The sequence below is a fragment of the Brevundimonas sp. genome (assembly GCF_052436175.1).
Classification (GTDB): Bacteria; Pseudomonadota; Alphaproteobacteria; order Caulobacterales; family Caulobacteraceae; genus Brevundimonas.
Window position 1 is genome coordinate 1 of the sequence record NZ_JBQVNM010000026.1, and the last position, 18,212, is coordinate 18,212.

Consider the following 18,212-nt stretch of genomic DNA (forward strand, 5'->3'; position numbering starts at 1 on the left):
GGTCTGAAGGAAGAGGCCACCTTCCGCGGCTACACCATCGTCGATCCCTCGACCGTGCTGACGACGCATCTGACGGAAATCCTCAAGGAGAACATGGCCGACCTGCTCTCCTATGCGGAGGTGCAGAAGCTGCTCAAGGAACTGTCGGACGAGGAGAAGAAGCTGGTCGACGAACTGGTGCCCTCGGTCGTCACCGTCACCACCCTGCAGCGCGTGCTTCAGGCCCTGCTGCGCGAGAAGGTCTCCATCCGCGATCTCGGCGCCATTCTGGAAGGTCTGGCAGAGGCGGCGCCCCATTCTACCTCGGTGACGACGCTGGTGGAGCACGTCCGCAGCCGCCTGGCCCGTCAGCTGTGCTGGCAATACAAGGGCGACGACGGCGCCCTGCCCATCGTCACCCTGTCGCCGGAATGGGAGGCCGCCTTCGCCGAGAGCCTGATCGGCCCTGGAGAGGACAAGCAGCTGGCCATGGCGCCCAGTCGTCTGCAGGACTTCATCCGCGCCGTCCGCGACACCTTCGAGCGCATCGCGCTGTCGGGAGAGAGCGCCGTCCTCCTGACCGGGCCCCAGACCCGCCCCTATGTCCGCTCGATCATCGAACGCTTCCGCGGCCAGACCGTGGTCATGAGCCAGAACGAGGTCCATCCCCGGGCGCGGCTGCGGACCGTCGGATCGGTCTAGGTCTGTCTTGGCCGGGCGACGACGCTGGACAGGGCGTCCGGCCTCGCTAAACCTCGCCGGATGAGCATTGATCCCGACGCCCCCGCCGTCCCCCAGGCGCCGCCTGCCGAGAAAGGCCTGGCCGGAGCCCTGCGGTTCCTGCGCACGCCGTCCCTGGGGCGGTCGGTGGTCCTGCTGCTGGCGGGGGTTCTGGCCCTGCTGCTGCTGGTCAACGTCTCGACCTTCCTCCTCATCCAGCGCACCGCCGAGATCAACCAGAGGATCGACGACAGCTGGCAGGTGCGCCGCCTGACCCGGACGGTATTGCTGACCGTCCAGGAGGCGGAGACGGCCCAGCGCGGTTTTCTCCTGACCGGCCAGCCCGGCTTGATCGCCACCCACAATGACGCCCGCCGTCGCAGCCAGCAGGCCCTGGCTGATCTCGCGGGCATCGAGTCCGACAGCCCCGAGGCCGCCGCCTCGGTTCAGCGGCTGACGGCCCTGTCGCGCGAGAAGTTCGACGAGATGGCCCTGACCTTTGACGCCGTGCGCCAGGGCCGGATCGGCGAGGCCGTCAGCGTGGTCCGCAGCGGCCGTGGCCAAGCCATCATGGACCAGATCGACGCCGAGATCGCCAAGGCGGATCGCCGTCAGGGTCTGGCCGTCGCGGCCCTGACGGCCAGTTCGCGCAGCTCGGCCGCCTGGGCCCTCGGCGTCAACGCCGTGTCCGGCCTGCTGATCCTGCTGCTGGCCCTGGTCATCGCCCTGCTGGTGCGTCGCTACCTGATCGACGTGGAGCGGGCGCGCGAGGCTCTGGACCGCGTCAACGCCGGTCTGGAGGAGACGGTTCGCGCCCGCACCGCCGCCCTGTCGCGCGCCAATGAGGAGGTCCAGCGCTTCGCCTATATCGTCAGCCACGACCTGCGCTCGCCCCTGGTCAACGTCATGGGCTACACCTCCGAGCTGGAGCAGGCGGGCAAGACCATCGACCGCGCCATCGCCCAGGCCGAGACGGAACGCCCGGTCGATCCCGAGGTGGTCGCCGCCGTCCGCGAGGACATGCCCGAGGCCATCGGCTTCATCCGCGCCTCGACCGAAAAGATGGACCGGCTCATCAACGCCATCCTCAAGCTGTCGCGCGAAGGGCGCCGGAATCTGGTGTCCGAGACGCTGGACATGACGGCCATGGTCAGCCGCATCGCCGACAGTGTGCGCCACCAGGTCGAGGCGGCGGATGCGGAGGTGATCGTCGAACCCCTGCCCACGATCGACAACGACCGGCTGTCGATCGAACAGATCATGGGCAATCTGGTCGACAATGCGGTCAAGTATCTGGATCCCGCTCGACCCGGCCGGATCGTGGTCTCCGGGCGCGACCGTCCCGGCGGCTGGGTGGAATACGAGGTCGCCGACAACGGCCGCGGCATCGCCGAGCGCGACCGGGAACGCATCTTCGAACTGTTCCGTCGCGCCGGGCGTCAGGACCGGCCGGGGGAGGGGCTGGGCCTCGCCTTCGTGCGCAATAGCGTGCGTCGTCTCGGCGGTTCCATCGATGTGGAGTCCGAGCTCGGCAAGGGCTCGACTTTCCGACTGAAATTCCCCAAACGACTGGTCCAGTCCGATGTGGGAGACGACCTTTGAGCACCGCCGTGAAGATCGTCATGGTCGAGGATGACCACGGTCACGCCAAGCTGATCGAAAAGAACATCCGCCGCGCCAACATCGCCAACGAGATCAAGCATTTCGACGCGGGCCAGCCGGCGCTCGATTATCTGTTCTCGGACGAGGTCCGGGCCAACGGCCCCATGCTGATCCTGCTGGACCTGAACCTGCCGGACATGCAGGGCACGGACATTCTGGCCGAGGTCAAGAAGGACGAGCGGCTCAAGCGCGCGCCCGTCGTCGTCCTGACCACGACCGACGACAAGACCGAGATCCAGCGCTGCTACGACCTGGGCTGCAACGTCTACATCACCAAGCCGGTGGACTATGAGTCCTTCGCAACGGCCATCCGCCAGCTGGGCCTGTTCCTGTCGGTGATGCAGGCGCCGGATATCGAATGACCACGGAGTCTTCGGCTGTGGGGGCCGGCGTGCGTCTGCTCTATATCGACGACGACCGGGGCCTGGCCCGGCTGGTCCAGAAGGAGCTGGGCCGGCACGGCTACACCGTGGTCTGCGCCCATGACGGCGATGAGGGCCTGGACCTTCTGGCTGCGCAGGCTTTCGACGTCATCGCCCTGGATCACTACATGCCCGGCCGCGACGGGATTGATGTCCTGCCCGACATTCTGGCGCGCGACGACGCCCCGCCGGTCGTCTATGTCACCGGCGCCCAGGAGGGACGGCTGGCCGTGGCCGCCCTGCGCGCCGGCGCCGCGGACTATGTCATCAAGGACGTGTCGGAGGACTTCACCTCCTTGCTGCGCTCGGCCCTCGAGGACGCCCTGCATCGGCGTCGACTGGAGCGCGACAACGCCGCCGCCCAGGAGGAAATCCGCCTCGCCCGCGACCGCGCCGAGATCATGCTGAGCGAGGTCAACCACCGGGTCGGCAACTCGCTGCAGCTGGTCTCCACCTTCATGTCGCTGCAACTGCGCCACGTCGGCGACGAGGCGGCGCGGGGCGCGCTGAAGGAGGCCCAGGCCCGGATCGAGGCCGTGGCCCAGGTCCACCGCCGCCTCTACACCTCCGGCGACGTCTCCGGCGTGGCCATGGACGAGTATCTGAAGGGGCTGATCGACGAACTGTCCGCCTCCCTGGCCGCCGACAATCGCTCGCCGCGTCTGGTGCTGGACGCCGAGCCTCTGCGCGTCAGCGTCGATCAGGCGGTGTCCCTGGGCGTCGTCGTCACAGAACTGGTCACCAACGCCGTCAAATACGCCTATGCCCCCGACCATGCGGGCGAGATCCGCATTCATCTGAAGGCGGACGGAGAGGCGCGCGCCCTCCTGACGGTCGAGGACGACGGCGCCGGCCTCGGCGACGGGGGCGTCAAGGGCACCGGTCTGGGCGGCAAGATCATCTCGGCCATGGCGTCGGGGCTGAAGTCGGCCCTCGCCTACGATCCGGCCCATCGTGGCGTCCGCGCCCACCTCGCCTTCGACCTTTGACCGCGCCCGCTCTCCAGTTCGGCCGCGCCGATCCCGATGTCGACTATCTCCATCGCCATGCCGCCTTCGGCCTTCTGGTGCGGGACGGCCGCATCGCCACGGTCCGGGTGACCCGCGACACCCCCTATCATGACCTGCCCGGCGGCGCGGTCGAGGCCGGAGAGACCGAGGAACAGGCCCTGGTCCGCGAATTCCGCGAGGAGACCGGCCTGACCGTCCGTCCCCTTGAACGCCTGCTCGAGGCCGGCCAGTATTTCCGCAAGTCGGACGGCGCCCCGGTCAACAACATCGGCGGGCTGTGGACGGTGGAGCCGGTCTCATACGATCCCGCGTCCAAGGTCGAGGACGACCACGAACTGGTCTGGCTGGACCCCCACGCCGCCCTCGACGCCTTGCGCCACGACGCCCACGCCTGGGCGGTCACGGCCTGGCTCAGGCGGTGATGCAGACCCGGGTGATCCACGGGTCGCGGTGGAAGCCCCTGCTTATGGCCGTGGGCGGTCTTCTGCTCATCTGGCTGGCAGTCTGGGCGATTGAAACCAAAGCCCCTGATTGGGGGGTGTGGCTCTATGGTGCGTTCGGCGTGGTTCTGGCAGCCGTGGGCGCAATCTGGACACTTCGTCCTTCGACCCTGACGTTGACCGACGAGGGCTTCGAAGTTCGCGACGCGGTTGGGCGTCGCTTCAGCGCGCGCTGGAGTTGGATCGCATCGCTGGAACTCTGGCACAATCCCGCGGCTCGACAGGCACTGGTGGCCTGGCGGCTGCGCCCCGGAGCGCCCCGCACTACGCTCGGCCGGATTGATCTGAACCTTTTCGAGATTGACGGCGCTCTTCCGGGCCTGTGGTCGATGGGACCGCAGGAACTTCTGGAGACGATGCAGACCTGGCATTCGGCGGCGACTGCGCGTGACGAGGGGAACACCCCCGCCTGAAAGCCGTTCATCTCCCGAAGGCGTCGCACCCCCGGCGGCGCCCAGTCAGGAGTAGTCCCCATGGCCGATCATGATCGCATCGAAGGCGCCGCCAAGAACATCGGCGGCAAGATCAAGGAAGGCGTCGGCAAGATCACCGGCGACGAGAAGCTGAAGGCTGAAGGCCGCGCCGATCAGGTCGAAGGCAAGGTCCAGAACACCGTCGGCGGCATCAAGGACGCCGTTCGCGACGCCGACAAGCGCTGATCGCGGCGCAAGTTGATCGGAAAGGCCGGCCTTCGGGCCGGCTTTTTCAATTCCGGTCGCCGCCGAACAGCTTGAACGACAGGCCGTCGCTCGCGGGCGCCCCGGCCGGACGGCAGGTCCGCTCGAAGGTCACGCCGCCGCCCGGAACCGCACGAGGCCGCTCCTCGCAAACCTCCGGCGCCGGGGCGTCGCGTCCGAGCATGGCCCGCTCCTCCGGCGCACAGGTCAGGGTGTAGCCGCCTGAGCCGTCCGAGACCTGACGGCAACTGCCGATCCCTTCGGGCTGGAGGCCGGCGGGCAGTTTGTCGCCCAGGGCCGCCTTGAGCTGGGTCCGCACCCGCACCTGACAATGATCCATGGGCTCGGAGCCGCGGAGCACCGGATGGCATTGCGACCGCTCCCAGGCATAGGGATCCTCCATCGCCCAGGCGGGCAGGGCGGGGGCCGCGACCACGGGCTTCGCCGCGCGGGTTGCAGCCTCCTCCGCCACGGAGGGGTCAGGCGGCGCTTCCCAGACGATGGTTCCGCCCGCCGCGACCTGGATCGCGGCCAGAACGGCCAGAAGGGTCGATGTCATCCCGCTCTCTCCTTCGTGTCGCGCCTACTTGCTCAGCAATCGCATGGCCTTGTCCAGCCCGTCGAGCGTCAGGGGGAACATGCGCTGATCCATGACCTCGCCGATCAGTTTCACGGAGGCGGTGTATTCCCAGTACCGTTCGGCCACGGGGTTCAGCCAGACCGACTTTTCCCACTGCTGACAGGCCCGTTTCAGCCAGACGGCGCCGGCCTCCTCGTTCCAGTGCTCGACCGAGCCGCCGGGCATGGTGACCTCATAGGGGCTCATGGTCGCGTCGCCGACGAAGATGGCCCGCCAGTCGCCGCCGAACCTGTTCAGCACCTCCCAGGTCGGGGTCTTTTCCGTGTGCCGCCGCCGGTTGTCCTTCCACACGCCCTCGTAGAGACAGTTGTGGAAGTAGTAGAATTCCAGATGCTTGAACTCGGTCTTGGCCGCCGAGAACAGCTCCTCGACCATCTTGATATGGCCGTCCATCGAGCCGCCGACGTCGAGGAACAGGATGACCTTGATCGTATTGCGCCGCTCGGGCCGCATATGGATGTCCAGCCAGCCCTGACGCGCGGTGCCGTCGATGGTGCCGTCGATGTCCAGCTCCTCAGCCGCGCCCTGACGCGCAAACCGGCGCAGGCGGCGCAGGGCGATCTTGAAGTTGCGGGTGCCCAGCTCGACCGTGACGTCCAGGTTCTTGTATTCGCGCTTCTCCCAGACCTTCATGGCCCGGCCCTGTTTCCCCGGCCCGCCGATGCGCACGCCTTCGGGATTGTAGCCGCCGTGGCCGAAGGGGCTGGTCCCGCCCGTGCCGATCCATTTTGACCCGCCCTCGTGGCGTTCCTTCTGTTCTTCCAGACGTTGTTTCAACGTCTCCATCAGCTTGTCGAACCCGCCCAGGGCCTCGATCTCGGCCTTCTCCTCGTCGGTCAGGAACTTCTGGTTCAGCAGGTTCAGCCAGTCCTCGGGAATGGCGGTGGTCAGGTCCTCGCCGGTCGGCGCCCCCTCCAGCCCCTTGAACACCTTGCCGAACACCTGGTCGAACCGGTCGTAGTGTTTCTCGTCCTTGACCAGCACCGCGCGCGACAGGTGATAGAAGTCCTCGACACGACCCCCGGCCACATCCTTGTCCATGGCCTCCATCAGATGAAGCCATTCCTTCATCGACACCGGAACCTTGGCGTCCTTCAGGGCGGTGAAGAAGGGGATCAGCATGGCTGACAGAGTGGGCTGGCTTCAGCCCCGCCGCAAGATGAACTCGTCATCCATCCAGTCGCCGACCGCGAACTGATAGCCCCCGACGGGTTCGAAACCGTAGGCGGCGTAGAGCTTCTGCGCCTTCAGATTGCCGCTCCAGACCCCGATCCAGAGCGCCCCCGTCGTGTGGGCGGCCATCCACGCCAGCGACAGGTCCAGCAGCTTCGTGCCCAGCCCCAGACCCTGGGCCGCCTTGTCCACATAGAGCCGCCGCAGCTCCAGTTCTCCGGGCCGGGCGTCGGGGTGCGGCAGGCCGTTCGGCCCCGCGTTGGCGAAGGCCACCAAGGCGCCGTCCCGCTCCGCCACCCACCAGGCCGCGCCGGGCTCCTCCAGCTTTCGCGCGAAGGCCCCGGGGCTCCAGGCGGCCTGGAAGAAGACCTCCAGATCGGCCTCGGGATAGGGAATGCCGAACCCGTCGACAAAGGTCGCGAGGAAACACCGCCAGCCCATCTCGGACAGCGGCCCGGCGTCTTCGGGGCGGGCGGATCGGATCGTCACGTCGGTCATGGCCGCGATTACACCGGGGCTGAACCGGCGTCATCCACGAGACGGCTGATGGGGCCCGTGAATGGCCTTATGGCCCCGTTCAGAATTTCATCCGGCCAAGGTCGCCCGGATCGTTCAGCCTGCGCATCCGAAGGTTCTGTGCGAGGATGTGCATCAGCGACTGGTGGGTGTCTTCCACGACGCCGTAGTTGTGGGCTGGCACATGAAGGCTGACATCGGCCAGTTCGACCGCCTCGCCCCCGTTGAACCCCGTCATGGCGATAGACTTCACGCCAAGCTCGCGCGCGGTTTTCAGTACCCGAACGACATTGCGCGACGCGCCTGACGAACTGATCACGATCAGAAGGTCTCCGGTCCGCGCCAGAGAGCGCAGGGGCAGGGCGAACATCTCCTCGGGCCCGATGTCGTTGACGATGGCGGTGATCAGCTCGACATCGGAGGACAGGGTCTGCACCCTCGGGCGAGCGCCGGTTCCGACGGCTGCGCCCTTCAGGTAGTCGCAAAGCAGATGGTTGGCGATCGCCGCGGATCCACCATTACCGCACGAGAAGATCGCCCTGTCCGCGTCGATCGTCGCATCGAGCAGATCTGCGGCCTGTTGCAAGGCTTCGCGCGACACCCTGGCCTGGGCTTCACGGATCTGGTCGAAATAGGCGTCGGCGAAGGCGGCGACGTCGTCATAGGCGCGATCAGGAAACAGACTCATCCCCTCCGCATAGTGCGCTCAGGCGGATTTGTGGAATACAATTCGCGATCCGAGGGGGTCGAAACCGAACGGAACCCGCTTCAGTCCCGCGGCGCGGGCGATATCGTCATGCCGGTCGGGCGGGGCGTAGAAGGCCATGAAGCCGCCGGCGCCGGCGCCCAGCAGCTTGCCCCCCTCGGCGCCGGCCGCGACGGCGGCGTCATGCCAGTCGTCGATGGCGTCGGAGGTGATCCCGTCGGCCAGCGCCTTCTTCAACGACCAGTTTTCCTTGAGAATCTCGCCGAAACTCTCCAGACGTCCGGCCGACAGTTCGTCGCTCAGCAGATGAGCCAGTTCGACCATCCGGCGCAGCCCGCGTCGCGCGGCGGGATCGCTCTCGGTGGCGCGGTTCTGGCTTTCCAGAATGGCGGAGGCGCTGCGCGTGCCGCCTGTGTAGAAGACCACCATCCGCCTTTGCAGCTCAGCCAGACTGTCGCCGGGCATGCGGATGGGCCGCACCTCGACGCTGTCGTCGGGATTGAAGACGATCAGGTTCAAACCGCCATAGGCCGCCGCATACTGATCCTGCTTGCCGATCGGCTCGCCGCAGCGCTCGATCTCGATCTCGCACGCCGCCCTCGCCAAGTCTTCAGCCGAGGTCGGGCGGCCGAGGTAGGCGGACATCACCTGCAACAGGCCGACCGTGAAGCTGCTGGACGATCCCAGGCCCGTGCCGCGCGAGGGGATGTCGGCCGTCGTGGTGACTTCGACTCCTCCGGAGACGCCGAGGCTCTCGAAGGCGGCGCGGAACAGGCGGTGCTCGATCTGATCCAGCCGTTCGACCTCTTCGGTGCGCGAATAGGCCAGGCGGATGCCGCCGTCGAACTTGGGGTTGGCGCTGACATAGACGTATTTGTCGATGGCCGTGCTCACCACGGCGCCGCCGTGACGCCGATAGAAGGACGGCAGGTCGCTGCCGCCTCCGACGAAGCTCATCCGCAGGGGGGTCTGGCTGATGATCACGAGGCTTCCTGCGCGATGATTTCCTCAACGGCCCGGGTGACGGCGGCTTGGGAGGGCAGGGCGGCGCGCCAGCCGGTGGCGGCCAGTCGGTCGATCGAGTAGCGGAAGCGGGGCACGTCCCCGACCCAGCCGCGATTTCCCTCTCCGAAAGCGATCTCGGCGCCGGGCGAGACGCGGTCGCGCACCGTTTCGGCGATGAAGCGAACGGTCACGCCGTCATCGGCCGGGCCGATGTTGAAGACCTGACGCGCTCCCTCAAGCGTGCGGATGTGCAGCATGGCCGAGACCAGATCCTCGACATGGAGATAGGCCTTCTGCTGCGTGCCGTCGCCCAGCACCTCGAGCCGATCCGGCGTGGCCTTCAGCTTGCGCACGAAATCCAGGATGACGCCGTGTGTCGCCGGGGCGCCAATGACGTTCGGAAACCTCAGAATATTGATCCGGCCGAGGCCCGCCTCGGCGGCCGCGCTGATCTGGGCCTCGGACGCCAGTTTCATGGCGCCGTAGTTGGAGATCGGCATAAGGGGGCCGATGTCCTCGTGGATCAGCGCCTCGCCCTGGTCGCCATAGATGGCCGAACTGGAGGCGAAGTGCAGGACCGGAACGCCCTGGTCCCGCATCGCCGCCAGCACGCCGAACGTGGTCAGAAAGGTGCGGCGCAGGTCGATGGTCGGGTCTGACACGCCGGCCGGGATGTCGGAATTGGCCGCCAGATGCCAGATTTCATCGGCGCCTCCGGCCTGGCCGATCGCCTCGGCCATGCGCGCAGCGTCGCTGCAGTCTGCCTGGATGAAGCTGAAGGCGCCGTCGGTCTCGAACTCAGCCAGGGTCTCGCGTCGACCCGTGGACAGATCGTCGATTGCGACCACCCGATCGCCCGACGCCAGCAGCCTGCGGATCAGGTTCACGGCGATGAAGCCGGCGCCGCCGGTGACGAGGTGGCGAACGGCCAAGTCGGTGTCCTCTCGAATTGCTGAGTTTCAATAGACGCAGGCGCCGCCCGGCTCAAACGGCAAAAGCCCGCGTGGTCTTCGCGCGACGGCCGATCTCCTCTAGCTAGGGATGATGATCCATCCCGTTCTCCTCTGCGGCGGTTCCGGCGCCCGGTTATGGCCGCTGTCGCGGAAGAGCCTGCCGAAGCAGTTTTCGCGCTTCCAGGCGGGCGACACCCTGTTCCAGGCGTCGATCCGGCGGCTGACCGGGCCGGATTTCGCGCCGCCGCTGGTGGTGACCGCCAACGACTTCCGCTTCATCGTCATGGAACAACTGGGGGCCCTGGGCGTGACCCCGGCCGGGGTTCTGATCGAGCCGGATCCCCGCAACACCGCTCCGGCGATCCTGGCGGCGGCCCTGTGGCTGCAGTCACATGATCCGAACGCCCTGATGCTCGTGGCGCCGTCCGATCATCTCATCCCGGACGGCGACGGCTTCCGTGCGGTGGTCGCCTCGGCGGTCGATACGGCAATGCAGGGGCGGATGGTGACCTTCGGCATCCAGCCGGAATGGGCGGAAACGGGGTATGGCTGGCTGGAACTGGCGGCGGCGCCGGATGATCTGGGGCCTCAGGCGCAACCCCTGCTGCGCTTCGTGGAAAAGCCTGACGCGACGACCGCATCCACCATGCTGGAGGCGGGAAACTATCTCTGGAACGCGGGTATCTTCCTCTCCACGGTCGACACTCTGATCGAGGCCTTCCAGGTCCATGCGCCGGTCATGCTCGAGGCGGTGCGGGCGGCGGTCGCCGAAGCGGCCCCGGATCTCGACTTCATCCGGCTGTCGCCCGAGCCGTGGTCGTCGCTGGAGGCCGACTCGCTGGACTATGCGGTGATGGAAAAGGCCGACAACCTCTCGGTCGTGCCCTATGCCGGGCGCTGGACCGATCTTGGGGACTGGGAGGCGGTGCGGCGCGAGGCCGGGCCGGATCATCGGGGCGTGTCGATCCAGGGCGCCGCCCTGGCCCTGGACTGCGCCGACAGCCTGTTGCGTTCGGAGCCCGGGGGCCCTCGACTGGTGGGGCTCGGTCTGACCGACGTCATCGCCGTGGCCATGCCCGACGCCGTCCTGGTGATGGACCGGAGCCGGGCTCAGGAGGTTCGGCGGGCGGTCTCCGCCCTCAGGTCCGAGGGTGCGGCGGAGGCTGAAACCTTTCCGCGCGAACACCGCCCCTGGGGATCCTACGACAGTCTGGCGAGCGAGGAGCGCTTCCGGGTTCGTCGCCTCGTCGTCAATCCCGGCGCCGCCCTCTCGTTGCAGAGCCACGCGCGTCGCACCGAACACTGGATCGTGGTCGAGGGGCGGGCCCGCGTGACGATCGATGCGGTCGTTACGCACATCGAGGTCAACCAGTCGATCTGCATTCCGTTTGGCGCCGTTCATCGGCTGGAAAATCCGGGCGCGGCTCCGCTGGTTCTCATCGAGGTCCAGACCGGCGACTATTTTGAAGAGGACGATACGGTCCGCTACGACCGGCCGCCCGGCTGATCGTCAACGCCGCGTCGCGGGCCCATAGAACAGGGCGTTGAACAGCAGGCGGACGGAGGCCCTCGCCTGGGCGCGGTTGACCACGTCGGGGCCCAGGACGATCACCCGACCCTCGCCCAGCGGCAGGTCGAGCACCGCTTCGGATCCCGCCAGCTTCTGCGGGCCGATCGCCCAGCCGCTGGAGACGCTGACCGTCCGGGGATAGCGGGCGATGGAGGCCGCGCCCGGAACCGCGCGGAAGCCGGCATTGCGGTTGAAGAAGACGTCCAGCGACGGTGTGACGCCGAAGGCCAGGGGCCGCGTCGGATCGACCTCCGTCTTCAGCAGGGCACCGGGGATGAAGAACTCCGTGGAGGGCAGGGGCCGGTTTCCGGCGGTCTCGCCCGTCGTCAGGACGTCCGTGACCGGCGCCCCGAGGGCCGCCGCCAGACGATGAGCCGAGCCGATGGTCACCACACTGCCGCCGCCTCGCACGAAGGCGTCGATCTGGGGCAGGGTCTTCTCGGCGGTGATATAGCCGAGCCAGTCGCGATACTCGGCTGGAATGTCGGCGGCCGCCGGCTGGCCGCGCTGGGCCGAGGCGGCGAGATTTTGCGGGACCATGTCTGCGGCGAACAGCAGGACGTCGAAACGGGCGTTCAGGTCGCCGGCGTCGAGCTGCTGGGGATAGACGACCTCGAACGGATATTCGAACTGCTCCAGCAGCCAGCGGGTCCAGCCCGAGGCCATCGAGCCGCCATAGCGATCGACCAGGCCGATGCGGACCGGCTTCAGGTCGATGTCCTCGCCCGACGGCGCCCGCCCGACCGCGACCGCGCTCAGGCCCAGTTCCCTGACCGCCGTTTCGAGGATGGCGCGGCTCTGCGCCGTCGCCGGGATCCAGAGCGCGCCAGGGGCGAGCGTCCGGCGGCCGAGGCGGGTCTCGTCCTTGCGCCAGGACACGGCCTGACCGGCCTTCAGCAGCCGATTGGTCAGGATGAAGCCGTTGATCGCCTGATGGTCCACCAGCCAGCCGGCGTTCCCCGAGCCCGTGATCCGGCCGGGCGCGGGCGTCAGGACATCGGCCACCCGTTCGGTCGGCGCCTCGAAGCCGTCGAGGATACGGTCGAACCGGACCCCCATCTGCAGGGCCAGGGTATAGCCGGTGGCGTCATAGGGGAGGGCGGGCGGCCCGCCGGGATACTGCAGGTCGTGGGGGTGGTCCTGGGGCTCGAACATGTCCAGCACATGCGGGCGATAGGCCTGGGCCGTCTTCACCACGAACGAACCGACCGGGTATGTCTTGCCGCCGACCGTGAAGGCGGCGGTGGCGCGGTCCACATCCACCCCGGTCTTGATGAGGCTGTTCACGAAGGCCGTGGCGTTGGCCATGTCGGGCTGGTCGGCGGGGATGACATAGCCGCGCGGATCGCGCAGGGAGGGATCGCGCAGCACCTTGTCGTAAAGGGTCGGGTCGATGCCGCGACGGCCCTCGGCCTCCCCGGCCGCCGCTTCCAGCGCCTCGACCCGCGTCGGTGTGACGCGCCAGGTGTCGGTGTTGCCGCGCGCGATGGCGTTGTCGCCCATCTTCCAGATGTTGAACAACAGCTTGTCGCGGTTGCGCGAGGCGTAGTCGAGGACGGCGCGGTTGATGGACAGGGAGTAGTCGATTGACTGACGGAATCGCCATTCCTGCGGCGCGACCGGCGCGGGCAGGTCGTTGCGTGGCAACTGCTGGTCGGGGATCAGGGCGATGCGGCTGGGGGTGGGGTGGCCGGTGATCTCGGTCAGCAGGCCCACGGCGTTGTGGAAATAGGTCACCGACCGCTCCATCCCGTTGTTCCAGGTGGAGTAGTTGGCGCCCGATCGCATGGTCGAACCCGGCTTGCCCTCGGCGATCAGCCGGCTGTGCATGGCCGCCCCGACCTCGGACAGTGTGCCCATGACCAGCGGGTCGTAGTTGTAGTTGAAGGGATCGCGGAACGGCGGCATGAACACCACCGTCCCCGCCGGCGCCGTCTGGTGGTGGTTGTAGATGATCTGCGGGAACCACTCGCGGAAGAACTGGCGATTGACGTTGGTCGTCTCGCGCATCGCCGAGAGGTAGTAGTCGCGATTGTTGTCGTGGCCGACATAGGCCTGATAGAGGCGCGGGATCGAGTTGAACTCGCGCTTCGCCGGGTCCTCGTTGCGCATGTACCAGTCGCTGACCAGCTCCCACCCGTCCGGGTTCAGCGGCGCGAACAGGATCACCACGTCGTCCAGTATGCGCAGCGCCTCCGCGTCGGTCGCGGTCAGGTATTCATGGATGGCGGCGATCAGGGCCTGGGGCGGGACGACCTCTGTGGCGTGCAGGCCGCCGTCGATCCAGACCACCGCCTTGCCTTCGGCGGACAGGGCGCGGGCTTCCGCCTCGGTGACGCCCTCGGCCTTGGCCAGCTTGCGGGCGATCTCCTGATAGCGGTCCAGCCGGGCTATGTTGGCCGGGGAGGAGACCGCGGCCACATACATGGTCCGCCCCTCCGTCGACTGGCCGATCTCCATCAGCCTGATGCGGTTGGACTGGGTCGCCACCGTCTTCAGCCAGGACTCGAAGGCCGTGTAGTCGATCAGCCGGTAATCGTCCCCGACCTCCTGACCGAAGGCCTCCCGCGGTGAGGTCACGGGTGTCGGCGCCGGCTGCTGGGCCAGGGCCGCCGGCGCGAGGGCAAGCCCCAGCATCAGGCTCGCCGTCAGGGCGGCGGTCGCGGCGACGAGGGGTCTCAGCATGGATAGGGCTCCGGCATGACGGCGGCTGTCAGGACCATGACGCGATCCGCGCCGGGAATCCGCCGATCCGACCACGGATTTGATCCGGCGACCACCGCCTGTTGACCCGTGCGCCGTCGTTACGGCCGGTAACATCGTGTGGCGCCGAGGCGTCAGACCGATGAAACGGATTGATCCCATCTTCCGGGACGGTCACAAACGCAGACCGGTCCGCGCATGAAATTCAACGACGAGACCGGCTCCAGGGAGAACGGGACATGACGACAGAGACCACCGCCGCCGCCGCCGAGACCGGACGACCGAAAGGCGCCGGCGCCGCCTTCGCCTATGTGACGACCCTGTTCTTCGCCTGGGGTTTTGCGACCTCCCTGATCGATCCGCTGATCGCGGCCGTGAAGCGGGTGTTCGACCTGAACAACGCCGAGGCCTTTCTGACCACCTTCGCCTGGTTCATCGCCTACGGCCTGATGTCCCTGCCGGCGGCTTCGGTCCTGTCCAAGCTCGGCTACAGCCGTTCTATCATCGGCGCCCTGATCGTCATGGTGGCGGGCTGCCTGATCGTGCCGGCCGCGACGGCCGCGGACTGGTATCCGGGCGTGCTGGTGGCCCTGTTCGTCATCGCCTCGGGCGTCACCCTGCTGCAGGTCGCCGCCAACCCCCTGGTCGCCGAACTCGGCAGCCGCAAGGGCGCGTCGAGCCGGCTGAACCTGTCCCAGGCGTTCAACTCGCTGGGCACGACCATCGGGCCGTGGCTGGGCTCGCATGTGCTGCTGACCGGCGGCGTCTTCGCGGCCGGGGCCGTGGTCACCGCCGCCACCCGCACCCAGTCGCTGCGCAGCATCGACATGGCCTTCCTGAGCATGGGCGCCTTCTTCGCCCTGATCGCCGTCTTCATCTTCACCGCTCGCAAGAGCATCAACGCCGCCGCGCCCAAGACCGTCGGGGCCGCCGTCTCGCCGTTCAAGGCCCTGTCCTCGCCCTGGGCGATCTTCGGCGCCCTGGCCATCTTCGTCTATGTGGGGTCCGAGGTTGCGATCGGCGGCATGCTGACCAACTTCCTCGAAAGCCCCGAGGTCCTGAACGCCCCCATCGAGACGGCGGGCAAGATGGTCGCCCTCTACTGGGGCGGCGCCATGGTCGGCCGGTTCCTCGGCAGTTTCCTGATGCGCTGGGTCGCCCCGGCCAAGCTGCTGGTCGGCTGCACCGTTGCGGCGGGCCTGTTGTGCCTGATCGTGTCTCAGGTGGGCGGACCCACGGCGGCCTATGCGGCCCTGTCGATCGGCCTGTTCAATTCGATCATGTTCCCGACCATCTTCACCTTGACGCTGGAGCGCTCGACCGCCCCGACCTCCGCGACCTCCGGCCTGCTGGTCTTCGGCATCATCGGCGGGGCCCTGCTGCCCCAGGTCGCGGCGCGGATCGCCGATGCGGCGGGCCAGATCGCCCCGGCCTTCATCGTGCCGGCGCTGGGCTATGTCGCCCTGGCCGTCTTCGCCATCGCCTGCGTCCGCACCCGTCCGGCCAACACCGACGCGGCGCCGACGGTCGCGGGTCACTAAAACCGCACCGCCATCAGGCGACACGAGAAGGGCCGGGGCGGAGCGATCCGCCCCGGCCTTTTTTAGTCTAGGGCGCGGCGGCGAACGCCGGCCTCTGGGTCGCGACGAAGGCCTCCCAGGACGTCCGGTCGTGGAAGTCCAGCCCGCCGTCCCAGGCCGACCCCATGTAGTAGGTGAAGGGACGGCCCGGCGTGACCCGCACCAGGATCAGATAGTTGTCCGCGTCCTCGGCGAAGCCCTCGACCATGGCCGGATCGACCAGGATGGCGATGCCGATGCCGCCATGCTCGGGGTTCTCGGGCTCCCAGAACATCAGCCGGCCGTTCTCGCGGTCGCGGGTGACGAAGCCCGAGCCGTTCTCGTTCTTCCGCTTGGAGATGCCGATGCCGACGATCAGGGGCTCGGTCGTGTCCGAGTTCAGCGTCGAGGTCATGCGGGTGAAGCTGGAGCCCAGCGGCAGGGAGAAGTCGCGCGTCTCCCAGACCTTGCGCGCCACATCGACGGGCCAGGGCCGGTAGTCGACGCTGAACCGGGCCTCGTCGCCGCCGGTTTCCTCGATCCGGTAGGTCGAGAAGTTGCGGCTGGTCCACAGCTTGTTGTCGAACCAGATCCCCAGACCGCCCGCACCGCGTCCGCGCCCGACGTCGTAGTAGTCCAGCCCCTCGCCGCGATCGGTGTGATAGTTGGGGAACTTCAGCATCCGGTCCATGAAGGGCCAGCGCACCCGCTTGGCCCAGACATCGATTCCCGAGCCCGACGGCGCCTCGCGCGCCTCCAGCGCCGGACCATAGATACGGTGGGCGACACGGTCGTTCTCCCACAACAGATCGTCCAGACGGTCCGGGGCGAAGCGGACGACGGCGCGCGGCGTCTGCTGATCGGCCGGCGGCGGCGCCAGGGGCTCGACCGTCGAGGGACGGCCCGTGGCGGCCGGGTCATAGGCGAGGGCGTGGGTGGCGCGCATCTCGGCCTCGCGCCGGCGCGTCTCCTCAGGGCCGACGACCGTGACGGGCGCGGGCGGCGTCGGGGTGGTGGCGGCGATGACCTCCGGCACGTCCCGCTTGGGCTCGGCGACCGGCAGGGTCTGGGTCGGTGCGTTCAGATCGGCGATCTGGAGCCCGGCCAGGATGTAGGTCCCCGTGGTGTAGAGGCCGACCTCGTCGGGCCCGGTGGCCACGGGCATGTCGCCGGTCTTCTGGGTCGCGCCGATCAGGCCGCTGGGCAGGACATGGCGGTTCAGCGCCGCCCAGCCCCGCGTCACGTGGGGCAGATAGGTTTCGCGATCCAGCAGACCATGGTTGATCCCCCAGGCCAGGGCGTAGACGTAGAAGACCGAGCCCGAGGTCTCGGCCTGCGGATAGGTCTCGGGGTCCAGCAGGCTGGCGCGCCACAGGCCGTCGTCTTGCTGCAGTTCGATCACCCGGCCGGCCATCTGGCGGAAGATGTCGACATAGAAGTCGCGCCCGGCGAAGTCGGCCGGCACGCTCTCCAGCCAGCGGACCAGCCCGCCCATGACCCAGCCGTTGGCGCGCGACCAGTAGATGTGGCCGCCCCGGGCGTCGCGATGGTTCTCGTCCTTGAACCTCTCGTCGCGGAGGAACAGTCGCTGCTCGGGGACCCACAGGCGGGCGGCGGTGCGACGCCATTCCTTGTCGGCGGCGGCCAGGTATTTCGGATCGCCGGTGAGGGCCGACATCCGGGCGAAGACCGGCGGGGCCATATAAAGGGCGTCGGCCCACCACCAGACCAGCTGCGGCGTCTCGGTCGAGCGGTTCAGGTGCGGAACCTGCCAGTCCAGGCGCTGCCGAAGCGGCGCCAGCACCCCTTCCTGACGGCGTCGGGCGTAGAGCTCCTCGTAGAGATCGCCGATGGCTATGTCGTCGGCGTTCAGCATGGTCGGGCCCGACCGGGCGCCCCGGACGCTGTAGTTGTAGTGCTCGGCCACGGCGGTCAGGAACCGCAGGGTCTCGGGATCGTCCGACTTCCGCGCCAGCCGGGCCGCCCCGACATAGAAGGTCGCGGCCACCCAGTTGGACGACATCTGGCTGAGGTTGCTGCCGGTCGACAGGGCTATGGGCTCGCGCGCCATGGCGGCGATCTGGCTGGCGGCGACATAGTCCACGGACGCCAGCGCCTCATCCCGCGAGGGCAGGCTGGCCGGATCGGTGTTCAGTGCCGGGCGCGACGTCGGCTCCAGCCAGGCCGCTTCGACCCCGGGGGGCAGGGCGTTCTGGGCCGCACCCGGCGTCGCCAGTGCGGTCGTAGCCAGCAGGGCGGCGATCAGGGCCAGGCGCGGGCGGGCCAGACGCGGACGGGCCGGGGCGGAACGCTGGGACATGGTCTTCCTCCGTCGGCGCGATTGAGCCCGCGCCCTAAGCTTTGGTGGGCGCAGGATGGACCGGGCGGACCGTCAGGGAAACCGGTGTCTATCCTGC

General features: G+C 68.0%; 17 protein-coding genes. 9 read left to right on the plus strand and 8 right to left on the minus strand.

Annotated features, from left to right (window positions below; translation table 11 throughout):
- From ACT6QK_RS07870 to ACT6QK_RS07900, 7 genes are all read left to right on the plus strand, one after another.
- Nucleotides 1–681, plus strand: a 681-nt coding sequence (locus ACT6QK_RS07870; protein WP_444597272.1) for an FHIPEP family type III secretion protein, incomplete at its 5' end; no start/stop codon positions are given.
- A gap of 60 nt (nucleotides 682–741) precedes the next feature.
- Nucleotides 742–2,301: a sensor histidine kinase gene (locus tag ACT6QK_RS07875; RefSeq protein WP_444597273.1), complete on the plus strand. Its 1,560-nt coding sequence runs from the start codon at nucleotides 742–744 to the stop codon at nucleotides 2,299–2,301.
- Complete coding sequence (locus tag ACT6QK_RS07880; protein WP_444597274.1) at nucleotides 2,298–2,723, plus strand: response regulator; 426 nt, start codon at nucleotides 2,298–2,300, stop codon at nucleotides 2,721–2,723. The genes ACT6QK_RS07875 and ACT6QK_RS07880 overlap by 4 nt, the downstream gene beginning before the upstream one ends.
- Nucleotides 2,720–3,772 carry a sensor histidine kinase gene (locus ACT6QK_RS07885; RefSeq protein WP_444597275.1) on the plus strand — a complete coding sequence of 351 codons (1,053 nt, stop codon included), beginning with the start codon at nucleotides 2,720–2,722 and terminating at the stop codon, nucleotides 3,770–3,772. Before ACT6QK_RS07880 ends, ACT6QK_RS07885 begins: the two co-directional genes overlap by 4 nt.
- Nucleotides 3,769–4,215 carry an NUDIX domain-containing protein gene (locus ACT6QK_RS07890; protein WP_444597276.1) on the plus strand — a complete coding sequence of 149 codons (447 nt, stop codon included), beginning with the start codon at nucleotides 3,769–3,771 and terminating at the stop codon, nucleotides 4,213–4,215. Before ACT6QK_RS07885 ends, ACT6QK_RS07890 begins: the two co-directional genes overlap by 4 nt.
- Nucleotides 4,215–4,706, plus strand: a complete 492-nt coding sequence (locus tag ACT6QK_RS07895) for a hypothetical protein (protein WP_444597277.1) — start codon at nucleotides 4,215–4,217, stop codon at nucleotides 4,704–4,706. Before ACT6QK_RS07890 ends, ACT6QK_RS07895 begins: the two co-directional genes overlap by 1 nt.
- A 60-nt stretch (nucleotides 4,707–4,766) precedes the next feature.
- Nucleotides 4,767–4,952, plus strand: a complete 186-nt coding sequence (locus ACT6QK_RS07900; RefSeq protein WP_444597278.1) for a CsbD family protein — start codon at nucleotides 4,767–4,769, stop codon at nucleotides 4,950–4,952.
- 46 nt (nucleotides 4,953–4,998) lie between these two features.
- Here ACT6QK_RS07900 and ACT6QK_RS07905 read toward each other — a convergent pair whose 3' ends face one another.
- The 6 genes from ACT6QK_RS07905 to ACT6QK_RS07930 form a co-directional block, all read right to left on the minus strand.
- A complete protein-coding gene (locus ACT6QK_RS07905) occupies nucleotides 4,999–5,529 on the minus strand; it encodes a hypothetical protein (protein WP_444597279.1) in 531 nt (176 codons plus the stop codon).
- 24 nt (nucleotides 5,530–5,553) lie between these two features.
- Nucleotides 5,554–6,732, minus strand: a complete 1,179-nt coding sequence (locus tag ACT6QK_RS07910; RefSeq protein ID WP_444597280.1) for a vWA domain-containing protein — start codon at nucleotides 6,730–6,732, stop codon at nucleotides 5,554–5,556.
- A 21-nt stretch (nucleotides 6,733–6,753) separates the two neighbouring features.
- Nucleotides 6,754–7,281: a GNAT family N-acetyltransferase gene (locus ACT6QK_RS07915; RefSeq protein ID WP_444597281.1), complete on the minus strand. Its 528-nt coding sequence runs from the start codon at nucleotides 7,279–7,281 to the stop codon at nucleotides 6,754–6,756.
- A 79-nt stretch (nucleotides 7,282–7,360) separates the two neighbouring features.
- Nucleotides 7,361–7,987, minus strand: coding sequence for an SIS domain-containing protein (locus tag ACT6QK_RS07920; protein WP_444597282.1), 627 nt, complete (start codon nucleotides 7,985–7,987; stop codon nucleotides 7,361–7,363).
- An 18-nt stretch (nucleotides 7,988–8,005) separates the two neighbouring features.
- Nucleotides 8,006–8,989, minus strand: coding sequence for a GHMP family kinase ATP-binding protein (locus ACT6QK_RS07925; RefSeq protein ID WP_444597283.1), 984 nt, complete (start codon nucleotides 8,987–8,989; stop codon nucleotides 8,006–8,008).
- Nucleotides 8,986–9,942 (minus strand): NAD-dependent epimerase/dehydratase family protein, encoded by a 957-nt coding sequence (locus ACT6QK_RS07930; protein WP_444597284.1) that lies wholly within the window; start codon nucleotides 9,940–9,942, stop codon nucleotides 8,986–8,988. The genes ACT6QK_RS07925 and ACT6QK_RS07930 overlap by 4 nt, the downstream gene beginning before the upstream one ends.
- Before the next feature lie 112 nt (nucleotides 9,943–10,054).
- Between ACT6QK_RS07930 and ACT6QK_RS07935 the strand changes: the two genes are divergently transcribed.
- Nucleotides 10,055–11,470 (plus strand): mannose-1-phosphate guanylyltransferase/mannose-6-phosphate isomerase, encoded by a 1,416-nt coding sequence (locus tag ACT6QK_RS07935; protein WP_444597285.1) that lies wholly within the window; start codon nucleotides 10,055–10,057, stop codon nucleotides 11,468–11,470.
- Between the two features lie 3 nt (nucleotides 11,471–11,473).
- On the opposite strand, the gene ACT6QK_RS07940 is transcribed toward ACT6QK_RS07935, so the two are convergent.
- Nucleotides 11,474–14,218 carry a M14 family metallopeptidase gene (locus ACT6QK_RS07940; protein ID WP_444597286.1) on the minus strand — a complete coding sequence of 915 codons (2,745 nt, stop codon included), beginning with the start codon at nucleotides 14,216–14,218 and terminating at the stop codon, nucleotides 11,474–11,476.
- Nucleotides 14,219–14,475: 257 nt separating this feature from the next.
- Between ACT6QK_RS07940 and ACT6QK_RS07945 the strand changes: the two genes are divergently transcribed.
- Nucleotides 14,476–15,777, plus strand: a complete 1,302-nt coding sequence (locus ACT6QK_RS07945) for a sugar MFS transporter (protein ID WP_444597287.1) — start codon at nucleotides 14,476–14,478, stop codon at nucleotides 15,775–15,777.
- A 67-nt stretch (nucleotides 15,778–15,844) separates the two neighbouring features.
- Here ACT6QK_RS07945 and ACT6QK_RS07950 read toward each other — a convergent pair whose 3' ends face one another.
- The gene (locus tag ACT6QK_RS07950) at nucleotides 15,845–18,115 is read right to left on the minus strand and encodes a glycoside hydrolase family 88 protein (protein ID WP_444597288.1); all 2,271 of its coding nucleotides are present in this window, start codon (nucleotides 18,113–18,115) and stop codon (nucleotides 15,845–15,847) included.
- Nucleotides 18,116–18,212: the final 97 nt, after the last annotated feature.